General features: G+C 44.3%; 16 protein-coding genes. 1 reads left to right on the top strand and 15 read right to left on the bottom strand.

Annotation, left to right across the window (positions count from 1 at the left end; translation table 11 throughout):
- Positions 1–100: 100 nt before the first annotated feature.
- From ON01_RS16600 to ON01_RS16535, 14 genes are all read right to left on the bottom strand, one after another.
- A complete protein-coding gene (locus tag ON01_RS16600; protein ID WP_010532140.1) occupies positions 101–652 on the bottom strand; it encodes a glycerol-3-phosphate responsive antiterminator in 552 nt (183 codons plus the stop codon).
- A 174-nt stretch (positions 653–826) separates the two neighbouring features.
- Entirely contained in the window at positions 827–2,266 is a 1,440-nt protein-coding gene (locus ON01_RS16595) for a nicotinate phosphoribosyltransferase (protein WP_010532139.1), read from the bottom strand.
- Between the two features lie 230 nt (positions 2,267–2,496).
- Positions 2,497–3,036 (bottom strand): acyltransferase, encoded by a 540-nt coding sequence (locus ON01_RS16590; RefSeq protein ID WP_010532138.1) that lies wholly within the window; start codon positions 3,034–3,036, stop codon positions 2,497–2,499.
- A 3-nt stretch (positions 3,037–3,039) separates the two neighbouring features.
- Positions 3,040–3,675: a pyrophosphatase PpaX gene (ppaX, locus tag ON01_RS16585; RefSeq protein ID WP_010532137.1), complete on the bottom strand. Its 636-nt coding sequence runs from the start codon at positions 3,673–3,675 to the stop codon at positions 3,040–3,042.
- Positions 3,650–4,609 carry a nucleoside recognition domain-containing protein gene (locus ON01_RS16580; protein WP_010532136.1) on the bottom strand — a complete coding sequence of 320 codons (960 nt, stop codon included), beginning with the start codon at positions 4,607–4,609 and terminating at the stop codon, positions 3,650–3,652. The genes ppaX and ON01_RS16580 overlap by 26 nt, the downstream gene beginning before the upstream one ends.
- 21 nt (positions 4,610–4,630) lie before the next feature.
- Positions 4,631–5,479, bottom strand: coding sequence for a prolipoprotein diacylglyceryl transferase (gene lgt / locus ON01_RS16575; protein ID WP_010532135.1), 849 nt, complete (start codon positions 5,477–5,479; stop codon positions 4,631–4,633).
- 11 nt (positions 5,480–5,490) lie between these two features.
- Positions 5,491–6,423, bottom strand: a complete 933-nt coding sequence (hprK, locus tag ON01_RS16570) for an HPr(Ser) kinase/phosphatase (RefSeq protein WP_010532134.1) — start codon at positions 6,421–6,423, stop codon at positions 5,491–5,493.
- Between the two features lie 116 nt (positions 6,424–6,539).
- Positions 6,540–6,896 (bottom strand): phage holin family protein, encoded by a 357-nt coding sequence (locus ON01_RS16565; protein WP_010532133.1) that lies wholly within the window; start codon positions 6,894–6,896, stop codon positions 6,540–6,542.
- Positions 6,896–7,090, bottom strand: a complete 195-nt coding sequence (locus ON01_RS16560; RefSeq protein WP_010532132.1) for a PspC domain-containing protein — start codon at positions 7,088–7,090, stop codon at positions 6,896–6,898. Before ON01_RS16560 ends, ON01_RS16565 begins: the two co-directional genes overlap by 1 nt.
- A gap of 24 nt (positions 7,091–7,114) precedes the next feature.
- Positions 7,115–7,783 (bottom strand): bacillithiol biosynthesis deacetylase BshB2, encoded by a 669-nt coding sequence (gene bshB2 / locus ON01_RS16555; RefSeq protein ID WP_029329174.1) that lies wholly within the window; start codon positions 7,781–7,783, stop codon positions 7,115–7,117.
- A gap of 29 nt (positions 7,784–7,812) precedes the next feature.
- Positions 7,813–8,166 carry a YojF family protein gene (locus tag ON01_RS16550; protein WP_010532130.1) on the bottom strand — a complete coding sequence of 118 codons (354 nt, stop codon included), beginning with the start codon at positions 8,164–8,166 and terminating at the stop codon, positions 7,813–7,815.
- A 253-nt stretch (positions 8,167–8,419) separates the two neighbouring features.
- Positions 8,420–11,299, bottom strand: a complete 2,880-nt coding sequence (uvrA, locus tag ON01_RS16545; protein ID WP_010532129.1) for an excinuclease ABC subunit UvrA — start codon at positions 11,297–11,299, stop codon at positions 8,420–8,422.
- 59 nt (positions 11,300–11,358) lie between these two features.
- Positions 11,359–13,344, bottom strand: a complete 1,986-nt coding sequence (gene uvrB / locus ON01_RS16540) for an excinuclease ABC subunit UvrB (RefSeq protein ID WP_010532128.1) — start codon at positions 13,342–13,344, stop codon at positions 11,359–11,361.
- A 244-nt stretch (positions 13,345–13,588) separates the two neighbouring features.
- The gene (locus ON01_RS16535; RefSeq protein WP_010532127.1) at positions 13,589–14,695 is read right to left on the bottom strand and encodes an MGDG synthase family glycosyltransferase; all 1,107 of its coding nucleotides are present in this window, start codon (positions 14,693–14,695) and stop codon (positions 13,589–13,591) included.
- A gap of 98 nt (positions 14,696–14,793) precedes the next feature.
- Here ON01_RS16535 and ON01_RS16530 point away from each other — a divergent pair, with 98 nt between their 5' ends.
- Positions 14,794–15,627, top strand: coding sequence for a metallophosphoesterase (locus ON01_RS16530; protein ID WP_010532126.1), 834 nt, complete (start codon positions 14,794–14,796; stop codon positions 15,625–15,627).
- On the opposite strand, the gene ON01_RS16525 is transcribed toward ON01_RS16530, so the two are convergent.
- On the bottom strand, positions 15,624–16,172 hold the full coding sequence (locus ON01_RS16525) for a YkoP family protein (protein WP_010532125.1): 549 nt from the start codon (positions 16,170–16,172) through the stop codon (positions 15,624–15,626). The genes ON01_RS16530 and ON01_RS16525 overlap by 4 nt on opposite strands.
- Positions 16,173–16,205 lie beyond the last annotated feature (33 nt).

The raw sequence follows: 16,205 nt of genomic DNA, 5'->3' as shown, positions 1-16,205 counted from the left end.
AGAATTTCTGACATAAGGGATTCTGCCAGCAGAACCCCTTATGTCAGAATATTTTAAACCCTATATCCTTCCCGTAAACATTTTACTCATACTTTAATTTTTATTTATTAACACCCCACAATTCAGTGTTTGATGTCGATACAGCAACTGCTCCCGCATCCAGTGCTGAAGAAGCTTCTGCTGAACTCCTGATAAGTCCCCCTGCAATCACAGGTATTCCAGTTTCGTCATTAATTTGCTCAATAACGTCAGGAATAAGCCCGGGCAACAATTCAATGCAATCAGGTTTGAAACGGTCAATTAATTTTAAATTATGCTCAACCGCCATACTATCCAACAGGAACATACGCTGAATGGCCAATAGCTTATGCTTCTTGGCGAGTTTAATAATATTCCCCCTTGTGGATATAATGCCATCCGGATTGATATCCCGAATTAAAAACTCCATACCGTATTCATCGGCTTTCAATCCCTGAATCAGATCAAAATGAAGCAGTACTTGCTTATCCGACCGTTTTGAGTATTTGACCAAGCTTTTTAACTGAGCAAGCCGTGTTTCCAAAAAAACGATGGTATTATAGCTAGATTCCAGAGCCTTCTCAAAATCTTTCATTTGTCGAATTGCTGGAACAATTCCTCTTGGAACCTCCATATTATGCCTCCTTTTAACTGCATTACCCATACGATAAAAGCCAAACGCGGCATCACCTCGGAAATGATGCCGCGCTTACCGGCTGCATGATCCATTTGCTGAAAAGCCATACAGCCTGTCCACTTCCATTGCTTCATATAATTTGCCATGAACACGGACGACGGACAACTTAGCTTACTCCATCGAATGTTCCTCCATCATATCCTGCTTCATCTTCCACAATTCATAGCTCAAATCGACATAGTAGGTTTGCGGGTTGAGCAGTCTCAATGTTTCTTCCCATATATAGGAAAGCTGCTCTTCATGATAACGGTGAATATCCTCAAGTGTCGGCAGTTCATATACCTGTTTCCCATTTATAAAGATTGGCTTCAGGAGGTCGACCGCTTCATAGTCATTCACATATTTGAACTTTTGTGGGAAAAACGGATCAAACATCTTAAGTGGTTTATCATCCACTGTTTCATACGCAAGTGCAATATAATCACCTTCCGACTTATTCGTCTTACGGTTGATGATCCGATAAACCTTTTTTGGACCCGGGGTTGTCACTTTGTTCAGGTCTTCAGATAGCTTGATGACCGGAATAAGCTTGTCTTCATCTTCTCTGGCGACGAGTTTATATACGCCGCCGAGCGATGGCTTTCTTGCACCGGTAATCAACTTGGTTCCAACACCCCAGGAATCAATTTTGGCCCCTTGCAATTTCAGGTGCATGATCACCTCTTCATCGAGATCATTGGAAGCCATAATCTCAACGTGTTCCATCCCTGCTTCATCAAGCATTTTCCTGCCCTCGATGGACAAGCGGGCCAAGTCTCCGCTGTCAAGACGGATTGCGTTCAGCTTCTTCCCCTGGGCTTCGAGCATTCTTCCAGTTTTGATGGCGTTGGGAATCCCTGATCTCAGCGTATCATATGTATCGACAAGCAATACCGACTGGTCTGGAAGGGCTTTAGCAAAATTCGTAAACGCTTCTTCTTCACTGTCATGATCTTGAATCCATGAATGGGCATGTGTTCCTTTCGCCGGAATATTAAACAGTTTACCGGCACGCATATTCGATGTGCCATGAAACCCGGCAATATAAGCAGCGCGTGCTCCCCAAATAGCAGCATCAGCCTCTTGTGCACGTCGTGTGCCGAATTCAATCAACATGTCATTATTGGCAACCTGCTTGATACGGCTTGCCTTTGTAGCAATCAAACTTTGATAGTTCATCATATTCAAAATGGCCGTTTCAACTAACTGAGACTCAAAAATCCGCGCTTCCACCCGAATGAGCGGTTCATTCGGAAAAACAACTTCCCCTTCACGCATCGCATAAATGTTCCCTGTAAAGGAGAATCTCCTCAGTTCGTCCAAAAATTCAGGTTCATAGTTTTCTTCCTGCTGTTTTAAGTAGTCGATATCCTCTTCTGTAAAGCGCAAGTTATTAATGTAATGCACAATCCGCTCCAGTCCAGCAAACACCGTATAGCCGTTCCTGAAAGGATTCTTGCGGATATACGCATCAAAAACTGCCTGACGATTATGGGAGTTATTTTTCCAATGCGCATACATCATGTTGATTTGATATTTATCTGTGTGCAGCGTTAAGTTTTCGTAGTCCATTGTTCTCCTCCATTACTTGGCTTTAATATCTATTGTATATGAAAAACGCTTGCATTAAAACAAAAGGACATTACCATGCAGGCTATGTTCTATATAAACGCTGCAAAAACTTTAGTGAATTTCCATTACAAAAAAAGCCACTGTTTATATGCAACGGTGGCTTTTATATTCGCGTATTATCATCTAATGTCAATGTCGGGGTCTTAAATTGAATACCGGCGAACCGAATTTCATCTATCCTCCCGGCTCATTCCATCTTTCTTCTCGCTCATCCGCTTGTCCATCTCTTCTTTCGTGTAAATCACCTGCATTGGGTTACCACCGACAAACGCTCCCGGCGGCACATTCTGATTGACAAGTGTTGCTGAGGAAACGACAGCACCATTACCAATTGTCACTCCGGGTAAAATGGTTGTATTGGCTCCAATCATGACACCATCACCAATTATAACCTTCCCGATCCGATATTCTTTGATTAAATATTCATGTGCGAGAATGGTTGTATTGTAGCCTATGATGCTGTTCGATCCAACCGCTATTTTTTCCGGAAACATGATATCAGGCATGACCATCAATGCAAATGCTGTTTTATCGCCAACTTTCATCCGCAAAAACGTCCGGTAAAGCCAATTTTTCACACTCAAAAAAGGTGTGTACCTTCCCAATTGGATAAAGACAAAGTTTTTCATGACTTTCATAAATGGGACGGTTTGATAAATTTGCCACAGGGAGTTGGCATGTTGGACGGTGTACCGATTGGTTTTTCGCATAGCCTACACTCCTGTGATCTCCAACAGATCAGACATGTCATCGAGCATGTATGACGGTTTGTATGACAATAGTTTCTCCCGGCCTTTTAATGACCATGCAACCCCCGCTGTCTTAACACCCGCATGATGCCCTGCTTCAATATCATGGAAATTATCACCGACCATTAGTGTTGACTCAGCATCTGCATTCATTGCTCTCAAGGCTTTAATGATCGGTTCTGGATGCGGTTTGGCGTGGCTGACGTCATCGAGCGTAATAACCGTATTAAAATAACTGTCAAGTTCGGTAACCCGGAGGCCCATCTCCACCGTTCCCCGCATCTTGGTCGTGACAACTCCGAGCTTAACGTCACCTTTTTTTAGCTCCGCAAGCGTTTCGGCAGCATGGGGAAATGCCTTCACGTAATTATCATGATGCTTCATGTTATGCTTCCGGTATGTTTCGACCATCGCATCCACCTGCTCAGGTGCAAATTGACTGAACGAGTCTTTCAATGGTGGTCCGATAAATTCAATCGCTTCGGCACGGGTAAGTTTTCTTCCATAAGCGTTGAATGTATGCGTAAACGATTCAATGATTAGTTCATTCGTGTCGATCAGTGTTCCATCAAGGTCAAAGAGTATGGTATGAATGTTCATGTGCTGGTTCCTTCCTGTTTTGTTTTTCGATTCGCTTCCAGACAAATGCGACAGACATGGTCAAGACGATAGCAGTCACCAGACGGATTAATAATAGCGGCCATACCGGGATGCCAAGCGGGATAAATACCAGTGTATCCTCCACAACCGCATGACAGGAAACAAGAAAGATCAGAGCCAAATACATATCCCGTCTTGACACCCCGTCTTCTTTTACCGCCTGGATCATTAAACCCGCACCATATGCCAGGCCGATTGTCAGACCTGCAACAAGTGTCATTGAGGTGTTCTTTTCCATTCCCAGCATCCTTGTAAATGGACCAAGCTTATCGGATATTGCAGTAAGCCAGCCTTTTTCACGGAAAAATTGCATAGCAATCATTAATGGGATAACGATTAATGCCAGCTGCACAATAGCCACAAGTGCTGTTTGCAATCCATGCAATGAAATCGCTGCCCATCCATCCAGCACAACATCAGATGAAGAGATGAGACCATACTGTGCCGCTTCCGTTCCACCGCTCCATAGCAGATTAATGATAGTGGCCGAAATCAGCGCAAGTGAAATACGAATGCCTGAAATAAGCCACCAGCTGACACCAACTTTGGAAGCTACCGCTGACTCAATAAACAGATTATGCGAAAAAGACATCATAACAGCCATTATAAAGACTTCTTTTACTGTAAATTCAAATGACACGATCGCTGCAATGCCAGCATACAAGTTCAGGGCATTTCCCAACACCAGCGGCACTGCAGCCTCACCGGACAGCCCCAGGAGGCCCATTAGTGGACTGAGTTTGTCAATAATCCAGGGAAGCACCGGCGTATATTGCAAAATGGTCACAATTAGCGTAATGGGAAAAATGACTTTCCCTAATGTCCAAGTCACTTGGAGACCTTGTTTTAATCCCCGCTGCAATATTCCTGTCAATTACCCATCACCCGCTTTTCATTAGTTGTTTTTCTTCTTCTTAACCTTTTTACCATCGTAATGATTACGCGCCATACCGGATTTGCGGCGGTACCAAATTAAAGCAATCACAGCCAAAATAATAGCCACTGAAATGAGCTGTGCCATTCGGATTTCGGTCCCGGGTACATATAAACTATCCGTTCGCATGCCTTCAATAAAGAAACGGCCGAACGAATAAGCCATTAGGTAGCTCAGAAATACCTCGCCGCGCAACGGATTCCTGCGACGCAGAACTAACAAGAGTATAAATACCAATACGTTCCAGACGGATTCATATAAAAATGTAGGATGATACATAACGCCATCAATGCACATCTGATTCATGATGAAATCAGGCAAATATGTATGGAAACTGTTGGAAGTTTCTTCAGAAATTGGACCGCCGTGTGCTTCCTGGTTCATGAAGTTCCCCCAGCGGCCGATTGCCTGCCCCAGAATCAAACTTGGCGCCGCGATATCTGCCAGCTGCCAGAACGAAACATTTCGCACCCGTGCAAATATAATAGCGGTCAGAACCGATCCAATAAGCGCCCCGTGAATGGCAATACCGCCTTCCCAAATAGCGAAAACGTCCCACCACGGCCCGCCTGTATAGCGGTCCCATTCAAAAATAACGTAATAAATACGTGCAAATATAATGGCAACCGGAATGGCAAACACAACCAGGTCAACCATCAAATCCTTCTGTAAGCCCAGCCGGTCGGATTCCTTTGTGGCCACATACAACCCCAGGAAAGCCCCAAAGGCTATAATCAGCCCATACCAATAAATGGTCAGAGGACCAATTTCCAAAAAAACCGGGTCCATCGCAGGTGCACTGCACGTCACATCAATCACCCCTACTCTGTAGTATTTCCTTCATCAATCATTTCTGTCAGCCTCTCGGAAAATTCTTCAGCAGCATTAACACCCATCCGCTTCAGACGGAAATTCATAGCAGCAACCTCAATGATGACAGCAAGATTACGTCCCGGGCGAACCGGAATGGTTGCTTTCGGTAAACTGACATCCATAATTTTCATCTTTTCTTCATCAAGTCCAAGACGGTCATACTGTTTCTTTTCATCCCACAATTCTAAATTGATGATCAATGATATTTTTTTATAACTCCTGATTGCACCGGCACCAAACAGCGTCATGACATTAATGATGCCCAGCCCGCGGATTTCCAGCAGGTGCTCGATTAACGGCGGTGAATTACCAATCAGCCGATCATAATCTTCCTGCCGAATCTCGACACTGTCATCTGCAACCAGACGGTGTCCGCGCTTCACCAGCTCAAGAGCCGACTCACTTTTACCAACACCACTTTGCCCTGTTATAAGAACCCCGACACCATAGATATCGACTAACACACCATGGATGGCTGTATACGGGGCGAATTTTGCTTCCAGATAGTTGGTCAGTCTGCTGATGACACGGGTTGTTTTCCGTGGTGAATGTAAAATCGGGACGCCTGCCTTATCCGCCGTTTCCAGCATCACATCAGGAATATCCATCCCGCGTGAAATGACAATAACAGGTGTTATATCTGTACACAGTTGTTCCATACGGTCTTTTTTATTTTCGTCGGATAAATCAAGAAAATAAGCCATTTCCGTTTTTCCGATCAATTGAACACGTTCTTTTGGATAGTAATGAAAATAGCCGGTCATTTCAATACCAGGACGATGCACATCACTTGAAATGATTTCCCGGTGAACACCATCGCCCCCTGCTACAAGGGTCAAGTTGAAATTTTCCAGCAAATCCTTCGTACGGACTGTCGACATGAACTGAAACCTCCATTAACTCCTAAACTGCTGATTTACATTGTAGCATATTTTAACAATATCGAGTATTGTCATTGACCATAAGAGCTGAAAAAATCGCAGGGCCTTACCTGCGATTAACTGACAGTATCCTTGACAAGTTTGTTCAGGAGCAAGTTCAATATGGATATGACCACAGCTGCAATGATTGCTGTTCCAAATCCGCCAATAACGAATGATTCATCCATTATTGCCTGGGTAATCATCAGTGTGATTGCATTGATGACAAACAAGAACAGACCGAGTGTCACCAGTGTTATCGGCAATGTCAAAACAACCAAAATCGGTTTTACGATAGCATTCAAAATGCCGAGAATGACACTGGCCAGAAGTGCAGTGCCAAACCCGTCAAGCTGGAAAGAGCTGAACAGCTGTGCCACAACAATCAATGCCACAGCATTCAGAAAAATCGATATGATCCAGCGAAGCAGCATTAACGCACCTCCCGATCACTTGGAATAACGAAAATAGCGATAATATAAGCGTATATGGATGCTCCTCCCGCAAATGCCAGTGCCGCAAACAATAAACGGATAATGGTCGGATCAATATTGAAGTATTCCGCCAAGCCTCCACATACACCTTTTATCATACGCTCGGATGTCGACCGATATAATCGTTTTTTCATGAATAATCCTCCTCTCTTACTAGATTATTCACGAAAATGCCAAATGTAAAACGCCTCCTTGCCTAATTGCTTTTTCGCTGCCTCTTTCATGTCATCGGTTGCCCAGTTTTCCTGGAATTGACCCAATATCCCGCTCGCCTGCGACTTATGGCAAAGGATGGCGTTCATCTTCTTGTCAAAAAAAGGTCTGACATCATTGACAATATCCGGCCTGCCCAGTTCTTCAAGGTGGTCATTGCTGATTGCTTGGGCCCAGACAGTCGGCCGGCTTTTCGGGTCCATCATTCTGACAGCTTCAATTGCCGCTGCTCCCATTGCATCATGATCAGGGTGCACGGCATAATCGGGGTAATGTGTGATAACCAGACTTGGCCGTATTTCCTCAAGAATGCCCTTCAGAAGTTCCGCTACTCCACGCCTGTCTTCAAATTCCAGTGTCTTGTCACGATACCCGAGCATGCGGAGATCGACATCCAATTCCGAACATGCGTCAACCAATTCTTTTTTACGGATTTTTGAAAGTGTTTCCCGGTTAGCAAAAGGAGGGGCCCCCATATTCCTGCCCATTTCGCCTAATGTGCCGCACAAATACGTGACAGGTACACCCTGTTCACGATAGTTTATAATCGTTCCGGCAGCACCGAATGATTCATCATCCGGGTGCGGGTAAATCACAACAACATGCTTTTCCATCATTTTCACCTGACCCTTTGCTGCAGATATTATTCACCAAGTGGTGTTTCACTGATATGCAATGCAACCATCAGCCGTCCTTCACGATCATGACCAGCCAAAAGCAACTGGCTTTCGTTATGAAGCGTCCAATCTGTTAACCCTTCTGCATAAATCCAGCCCCAATCGATTTTTAGCCCGACACGAAAGCTGTTGCCGTTTCCGATAATTTTTGCCTGTGAAAAATTCACCTTCGCATTGCGTATATAGGCACCGACATTATATGCCTTCTCGTTAAGATGGCTTGCATAGGCGCCATTCGTCGTTTCCAAATGAATATAAACATCTTTGCCGATTAACATTTCCAACAGCTGTTGTACCTTTTCGCTTTCAATTGGCGTCATCTTCCAGTTCCTCCCCAGCATAAAATCAAACTTCTTTCAGTGGTGGTGAATAATCCCTTACTGTCCGTTATATACGGGATAAATTCTCTTCTTCAAGGTTAGCGAAATGGGACTACCGCGTCAAAAGTTTTGACCGGAACATGTTTCGTTTTTTGCGCCCATGTTTGTGTTCTCCGGGAACACCTCCGCAGGGTCCCATCAAATCGGTCATGAAAAACGGCAAACCTCTAAACAGCCTGCCGCTCTTCTTTATTTATTTTGATCCGACTTTTTCCCGCTGCTCCATATCGCGTTCCATTCGTTTGCGATCCCGTTCCAAAATCGGCTTTAAATAGCGTCCCGTATAGGATTGCTCATTGCTGGCAACTTCTTCCGGTGTTCCGGCAACAATAATTTCCCCGCCGCCATCACCGCCTTCAGGTCCAAGATCAATGATATGATCTGCTGTTTTGATCACATCCAAATTGTGCTCAATAATCAAAACGGAATCACCGTTATCAACAAGCCGCTGCAGCACATTCATGAGCCGGTTGATATCATCGGTATGAAGACCTGTTGTCGGCTCGTCCAGAATATAAAATGATTTGCCGTTGGACCGGCGGTGGAGCTCACTTGCGAGTTTCACCCGCTGTGCTTCCCCGCCGGAAAGGGTCGTGGCGGGCTGTCCCAGTTTGATATAGCCAAGTCCGACATCATATACCGTCTGCAATTTCCGCTTGATTTTCGGAAGATTACTGAAAAAGTCCAGTGATTCCTCAATCGTCATCTCCAGTACATCTGCAATGCTTTTTCCTTTATATTTCACTTCCAGTGTATCACGGTTATAGCGTTTGCCATGACATACTTCACAAGGTACATAGACATCGGGAAGGAAATGCATTGCAATCTTGATAATGCCGTCACCTTTGCATGCCTCACAGCGACCGCCTTTTACGTTGAAGCTAAACCGCCCTTTTTTATAACCACGTATTTTGGCTTCATTTGTCTGTGCAAAAACATCACGTATACTATCGAACACACCTGTATAGGTTGCCGGATTTGACCGTGGTGTCCGACCAATCGGCGACTGGTCAATGTCAATCACTTTCTCGATATTTTTGAGGCCATTAATCTTCTGATGTTTTCCAGGCTTGACTTTGGCGCGGTTCAGTTGTTTAGCCAGTGATTTGTATAAAATTTCGTTGACCAATGAACTCTTGCCAGAACCGGATACGCCTGTAATGACTGTCAGCAGCCCGACCGGGAATGATGCGTCGACATTTTTCAGATTGTTTTCTTCAGCCCCAACCACTTTAATTTGCTTGCGTTTATTCTGTTTGCGTCGTTTCGCTGGGAGCGGTATATATTTATCACCTGCAAGATATTGTCCTGTCAGGGATTCCGAGTTTTGCTTAACGTTTTCCGGTGTATCACTGGCAACGACTTCACCGCCATGCTCGCCGGCTCCCGGGCCAATATCAATTAAATGATCAGCCGCCAGCATTGTATCTTCATCATGCTCAACGACAATCAGTGTATTGTCGAGATCCCGCATTTGTTTCAGCGTATTGATCAACCGGTTGTTGTCGCGCTGATGAAGTCCGATTGACGGTTCATCGAGCACATACAGGACCCCTGTCAATGCTGAGCCGATCTGGGTTGCCAATCTGATCCGCTGTGCTTCACCACCGGATAATGTTCCGGCTTTACGCGACAAGGTCAAATAATTAAGGCCGACATTATTCAGGAATTCCAATCGATCCGTAATTTCTTTCAGGATCATTTGGGCGATTGTTTCTTCTTTTTCCGTCAAGGAGAGATTGGCAAAAAATTGCTTGGCCTCTGTAATTGCATAATCGGTCACTTCGCTGATATGTTTTCCGTTAACCAACACAGCAAGCGCTTCTTCCTTAAGACGGTGGCCGTTGCACGTTGGACATTTTTTATCAGCCATATATTTAGATAGCAGCTCACGGGTGAAATCGGACGGCGTTTCCCGATATCTGCGGGCAATATTGTTCAGAACACCTTCAAAATAAATATGGTTATCGCGAAGTTTGCCAAAATCGTTTTTATACTCGAAACGAATTTTTTCCTTACCGCTTCCGTATAAAATTTTGTCCATTTGTTTTTTCGGAATATCTTTGACCGGAATATTCATATCAATGCCATAATGGTCACAGACACTTTTCAAAAGCTGTGGATAATATTGGGAGCTGACCGGTTCCCAAGCAGCAATCGCATGCTGTTTTAATGTTTTATCCCAGTCCGGGATCACAAGGTCCAGATCGACTTCAAGGTTTGTGCCAAGCCCATCACAAGATGGACAGGCACCAAACGGACTGTTAAACGAAAACAAACGCGGTTCAAGCTCACCAATGGAGAAACCGCAGATCGGGCATGCATGGTTTTCACTGAATAAAAGTTCTTCATCACCAATCACATCAACAATAAGATTACCTTCACCCAATCCAAGTGCAGTTTCAATTGAATCGCTCAAACGGCCTGCAACACCTTCTTTGACGATGATTCGGTCGACAACCACTTCAATCGAATGTTTTTTGTTTTTGTCAAGCTTGATATCGTCAGTTACTTCACGCATTTCCTGGTCGACACGGATACGGACATAGCCTTCCTGTTTCAGTTTTTCAATCGTATTGGCATGTTCCCCCTTGCGTCCCGAAATCACCGGAGCAAGGATCTGCATTCTTGTCCGCTCCGGGTATTCAAGTATCCGGTCTACCATCTGCTGTACTGTTTGTGAACTGATTTCAATTCCATGACGCGGGCATGTCGGGTGTCCGACACGCGCATACAGCAGACGCAGGTAATCGTAAATTTCCGTTACGGTACCAACCGTTGAACGCGGATTGTTGCTTGTCGTTTTCTGGTCGATTGATATGGACGGAGACAGTCCCTCGATGGCATCAACGTCAGGCTTATCCATCTGACCTAAAAATTGCCGCGCATAGGCGGAAAGGGATTCCACGTAACGGCGCTGCCCCTCCGCATAGACCGTATCAAAGGCCAGCGAAGATTTTCCCGACCCTGAGAGTCCCGTTAAAACGACAAATTTATTTTTAGGGATTGATACATCTATATTTTGTAAATTATTTACGCGGGCACCTTGAATCTTTATTTCTTTGCTTGGCATGAACAGGTCATCCTTCCACTTTGCTTGATAGTATTTGTTTTAAAAAGCGGGTTGAATGATCAGGCGCCTTCTGCCTTTAATTCAAGTACAATATCACGAAGTTCGGCAGCTTTTTCAAAATCAAGCGCTTTTGCCGCTTCTTTCATTTCTTTTTCCATACTATCAATCATTTTTGATTTCTCGGTTTTCGTCATCTTGGCAACATTGGTTTTCTTGTCTTCATAATCCTCAACGTCCTCGGCGGCCACGGTTGCCTGAATCACATCGCGAACGTCTTTGCGGATCGTTGTTGGTGTAATATTATATCGCTCATTATATGCCATTTGTTTTTCACGGCGGCGGTTTGTTTCATCAATGGCGACTTGCATGGAATTCGTGATCTTATCACCGTACATGATAACTTCCCCGTTCTCATTACGTGCCGCACGCCCCATTGTCTGGATTAGCGAGCGCTCGGAACGAAGGAAACCCTCCTTATCGGCATCCAGAATAGCAACAAGGGATACTTCCGGTATATCCAGTCCTTCCCGCAGCAGATTAATGCCGACAAGCACATCGTATTTGCCGACACGCAAGTCCCGTATGACTTCTATCCGCTCCAGTGTCTTAATTTCCGAATGCAAGTAGGCAACTTTCATGCCGATTTCTTTCAGGTAATCGGTCAAATCCTCAGACATTTTTTTCGTCAGCGTTGTTACCAGTACACGCTCATTCCGCTTCGACCTTTTGCTGATTTCTTCTATCAAATTATCAACCTGCCCATCAATTGGTCTGACGTGTACTTTCGGATCCAGCAGCCCCGTCGGACGAATGATCTGTTCGGTATAATCCGGTGCATGCTCCCGTTCATATGGTCCTGGCGTTGCCGAGACATAAATCAGCTGGTTGGTTGCTTTTTCAAACTCCCCAAACCTTAACGGCCGGTTATCGAGGGCGGACGGCAGGCGAAAGCCGTGGTCAACCAATACCTGTTTGCGCGCCCTGTCACCATTATACATTCCCCTGATCTGCGGCAGTGTCACGTGCGATTCATCAATGACACACAGAAAATCTTCCGGAAAGAAATCCAATAATGTATATGGCGTCGAACCGGGCTCACGGAAAGTTAAATGCCGTGAATAGTTTTCGATACCCGAGCAAAAGCCCATTTCCTCCATCATTTCGATGTCGTAATTGGTGCGCTGCTCAAGACGCTGTGCTTCCAGAAGCTTATCATCTTCACGCAGCTCCTTCAGCCGTTCCTCCAGCTCTTTTTCAATGTTTTTAATCGCCTTTTTTAGCTTTTCTTCACGTGTGACAAAGTGGGATGCCGGAAAAATGGCAACATGTTCCCGGTCGCCGACAATTTCGCCGGTTAACGCATCAACTTCACGAATCCGATCGATTTCATCACCAAAAAATTCAATCCGAATACAGTGTTCTTCCCGTGAAGCCGGAATAACTTCGACCGAATCTCCGCGAACACGGAATGTTCCGCGCTGAAAATCTATATCGTTTCTGGCGTACTGAATATCGACCAAATCCCGCAAAAGCTGGTCGCGATCCTTTTCCATTCCCATTCTTAACGAAAGCACCTGGCTCTCATACTCTTCCGGTGACCCCAAACCATAAATACACGACACACTGGAAACAATCAGCACATCGTGGCGTTCAATTAATGCTGACGTTGCCGAGTGCCTCAGTTTATCGATTTCATCGTTAATGCTGGCGTCCTTTTCAATAAACGTATCTGTCGACGGTACATAGGCTTCCGGCTGATAATAGTCATAATAGCTGACAAAATACTCGACAGCATTATTCGGAAAAAACTCCTTAAACTCACTATATAATTGGCCGGCCAGTGTTTTATTATGGGCAATCACCAGCGTCGGACGGTTAATCTCCGTTATGGCATTGGATACCGTAAACGTTTTTCCGGTACCCGTTGCACCCAGTAATGTCTGGTGCTGCTGCCCCGCTTTTACCTTTTCGACGATTTCTCTGATCGCTTCGGGTTGATCACCGCGCGGTTCATAATCGGCAACTAGTTCAAATTTATTTTCCAAAACGAAAACCTCCGTTCTCTACCGATAAAATAAAACGTCCTGTCAGTTTAACTATCAGATAAATCTATTCTATCACATATGGTTCGATATTTTAACTGGGAAGCGAACAAATATTCGTCTTTATGATTTTCATCCATTATCCATTTTACCCGATATCCATGCTATAAATCATTCATAAAGGGTTGACAAGCGGTCGAAAGCGAAGTGCTTGTTGAAATTTAAAAAACATTAGCAGCTAATCCCGCTAATGTTTTTTATCGAGCATTTCTTCCAAAAGGTCTGACAGCGGCCGGCGGTCCAGTTGGCGATGGTACGCGTTAACGTTGCCTTGATACACGTTTTGTCTATTTTCGTCCGTGAAAAAGTGCAATAACTGTTCTTCCAATTTACTATCCTTATCCACCGGTATTGCTGTCCCCAGCCGCTTCATTTGCTCCGCATTTATCCGTTCCTGTCCGGGCAGCGGATTATAAAAGAAAATCGGCTTTCGTTTCAACAAACATTCACTGATCGTTACCCCGCCAGGCTTTGTCAGCACCGCATCAACCTGATCGTATAACTGATTCATCTCAGCCTTGTTTGTAATATACGGAATCGGCGTAACTGATTTCTGTTCCTGTCTAATCAACTCCTGATATAATGTATCATTTTTACCGCATAAAATGTAGTAATGAATCTTATCCGACTTGAGTGCCGTAAGCAAATTCCTTAACGAACCGACCCCAAGGCTGCCGCCGGTCACCAGCACCTTTATCATATCCTTCCCGGCCGCTATGTGTCCTTCCTTTGGCTGAAACGCATAACCGGCTGGTATGCCTGTTACATAAATCGCCTCTGGCCTGACACCTTTTGCCGTTAAATAATTCTTAACCGCCAATGTGGGAACAAAGTGATAATCGATCCCTTCAATCCCCCAGACATTATTAACGAAAAAATCCGTATAAACATTGACCGTCACTGACGGCAATTTATTTTTCATTTTTAAAACACTCGCCATGTAGGATGGTAGAGCGTGCGTGCAAAACAAGATTCGGACATCATGCCGTTTAGTAAGCCGTTTGAAAAAATATAAAAACAGCGCTTCATAAAAATATCGACGGTTATGTAAAGGTGCTTTTTTACAGGCTGCAAACCTGTAAAGCCAATCATAAGAATCCGGAAAATACCTAATCCAGTTTAGATAAGCGGAAGAAATAACGTTTTCCATTCTGCCATAACTGTATGACAAAATATCCACTTTCTCACATGACATATCATTCCGGCTAGATTCAATTTCCTTAATTAATGCATCTGCCACATGATGATGTCCGGTTTGTATTTGCATGAATGGCAAGAATAGTGCCTTGTCCATGTTTTTTACCTCCACTGGAAACCAGTCTGTCTGGCTTCAATTACCAATGATTCTGACAGCAACAAATGCTATAATTTTCTCAGGAGAGGAGTAATACAATGATATACGCCATAATAGTGCTTATAATGTTGTGTATTGGCTACTTCCTGTTCAAAGCCTACAAAAATACACACGATATACAGATTAATAAAATAAACGCAACTCCTGAGTCTGATGAACAACTCTCGATGCTGTCCATCCTTCATCTGTCCGATTTACATTTGGAAAATATATCGTTAACACCTTCCCAGCTGGCGGAAAAACTGAGAAATGAATCAGTCGATATGATCGCACTGACCGGTGACTTCCTCGACCGAAAACGCAGCATTCCAAAATTGCTGCCCTATTTGCGTGTTTTACAGAAGATGAAACCCGCATATGGCATCTATGCAGTGCTGGGCAATCACGATTATGTACTGAAGCACCGCGATTTGACAGATCTCATTAATCGGCTGCAGCAGCACGATATTCAGGTGCTGCAGAATAGTCATGAAAGTTTTACAGTAGAAGGACATACGATTAATATCATCGGGATTGATGACTACAGTACAAACAGCAGTGACCTGTCCTTGGCCTATCGGCATGTGAATCCAGGAACAAATATCGTTCTGACGCATGATCCGAACGTCGTGCTCGATATGCAGGGCTATAAGTTCGATTATTTAATGGCCGGACATTTTCATGGCGGCCAGATCTGTTATCCTAAGGCGTACCACCTTGTTAAAATGGGCAAACTCGCAAAACAGAACGTCATTAAAGGGTTGCATATACACGATCAATCACCATTTTATATCAGTGAAGGGCTAGGACAGACCGGACTCAATATACGAATTGGATCAAGACCGGAGATAACATTTCACCAAATTCCATTCAGCCAGACCAACCACGTTTAATTTAGTCGTCGTTCCGAATGATTTAGTAGCCGGTTCACAGACATGAATAAATAAATGGGCGGATTTCGGTCAGGGCGGCCTGCAATAAAATTAATTAACAGGCATGTCAATTGCTTGAACAGCCGGTAACTTCGGTTTTGTATCGAAAATGTCTCGAATCCAAGCCGCTGTGTTCCCCTATTCAACATCGTAATCCCAATTACTGCTTTTATTTCTTGGCGTCTGGGGTGTTTTTCAAGATAACTGGAAAGACATTGCATATCATCCCGGATCATATGATATAACAGCAAAGCGCGCTGAACCTCGCTTTTGATGTCCCTTAGCTCACGGATCATGCGAACGTTATGCAAGTGGATTTTCAACAGCACATCGTTTTTCCGGATTGCTGTGCCATCTTCAAGGACCACTGGCGACCCTCTGTATTTTGTTAACCTGACGCGGAATATCGTTTTATTCCGGTCATGATCCGCCACGTGATGAAGTCTTGTGAAATTATAGTAAATAGGATCAAGCGTGTTCCATATCGTCAGCAAATAGCTTCTCATACTTTTTTCCTTTTCATTAATGGGTTTCCGTTC

The organism is Lentibacillus jeotgali, from assembly GCF_000224785.1.
Classification (GTDB): domain Bacteria; phylum Bacillota; class Bacilli; order Bacillales; family Amphibacillaceae; genus Lentibacillus; species Lentibacillus jeotgali.
This window is presented reverse-complemented; position numbering and strand designations above follow the sequence as displayed.

Excerpts from the sequence above, each read along its gene's own strand:
- ON01_RS16595 (WP_010532139.1), bottom strand. The coding sequence starts at position 2,266 with ATGGACTACGAAAACTTAACGCTGCACACAGATAAATATCAAATCAAC.
- ppaX (WP_010532137.1), bottom strand. The coding sequence starts at position 3,675 with ATGAACATTCATACCATACTCTTTGACCTTGATGGAACACTGATCGAC.
- bshB2 (WP_029329174.1), bottom strand. The coding sequence starts at position 7,783 with ATGGAAAAGCATGTTGTTGTGATTTACCCGCACCCGGATGATGAATCA.
- ON01_RS16530 (WP_010532126.1), top strand. The coding sequence starts at position 14,794 with ATGATATACGCCATAATAGTGCTTATAATGTTGTGTATTGGCTACTTC.
- ON01_RS16560 (WP_010532132.1), bottom strand. The coding sequence starts at position 7,090 with ATGAAAAAACGATTATATCGGTCGACATCCGAGCGTATGATAAAAGGT.
- ON01_RS16550 (WP_010532130.1), bottom strand. The coding sequence starts at position 8,166 with ATGACGCCAATTGAAAGCGAAAAGGTACAACAGCTGTTGGAAATGTTA.
- uvrA (WP_010532129.1), bottom strand. The coding sequence starts at position 11,299 with ATGCCAAGCAAAGAAATAAAGATTCAAGGTGCCCGCGTAAATAATTTA.
- ON01_RS16590 (WP_010532138.1), bottom strand. The coding sequence starts at position 3,036 with ATGCGAAAAACCAATCGGTACACCGTCCAACATGCCAACTCCCTGTGG.
- ON01_RS16525 (WP_010532125.1), bottom strand. The coding sequence starts at position 16,172 with ATGAGAAGCTATTTGCTGACGATATGGAACACGCTTGATCCTATTTAC.
- ON01_RS16565 (WP_010532133.1), bottom strand. The coding sequence starts at position 6,896 with ATGCTGCTTCGCTGGATCATATCGATTTTTCTGAATGCTGTGGCATTG.
- hprK (WP_010532134.1), bottom strand. The coding sequence starts at position 6,423 with ATGTCGACAGTCCGTACGAAGGATTTGCTGGAAAATTTCAACTTGACC.
- ON01_RS16535 (WP_010532127.1), bottom strand. The coding sequence starts at position 14,695 with ATGGACAAGGCACTATTCTTGCCATTCATGCAAATACAAACCGGACAT.
- ON01_RS16600 (WP_010532140.1), bottom strand. The coding sequence starts at position 652 with ATGGAGGTTCCAAGAGGAATTGTTCCAGCAATTCGACAAATGAAAGAT.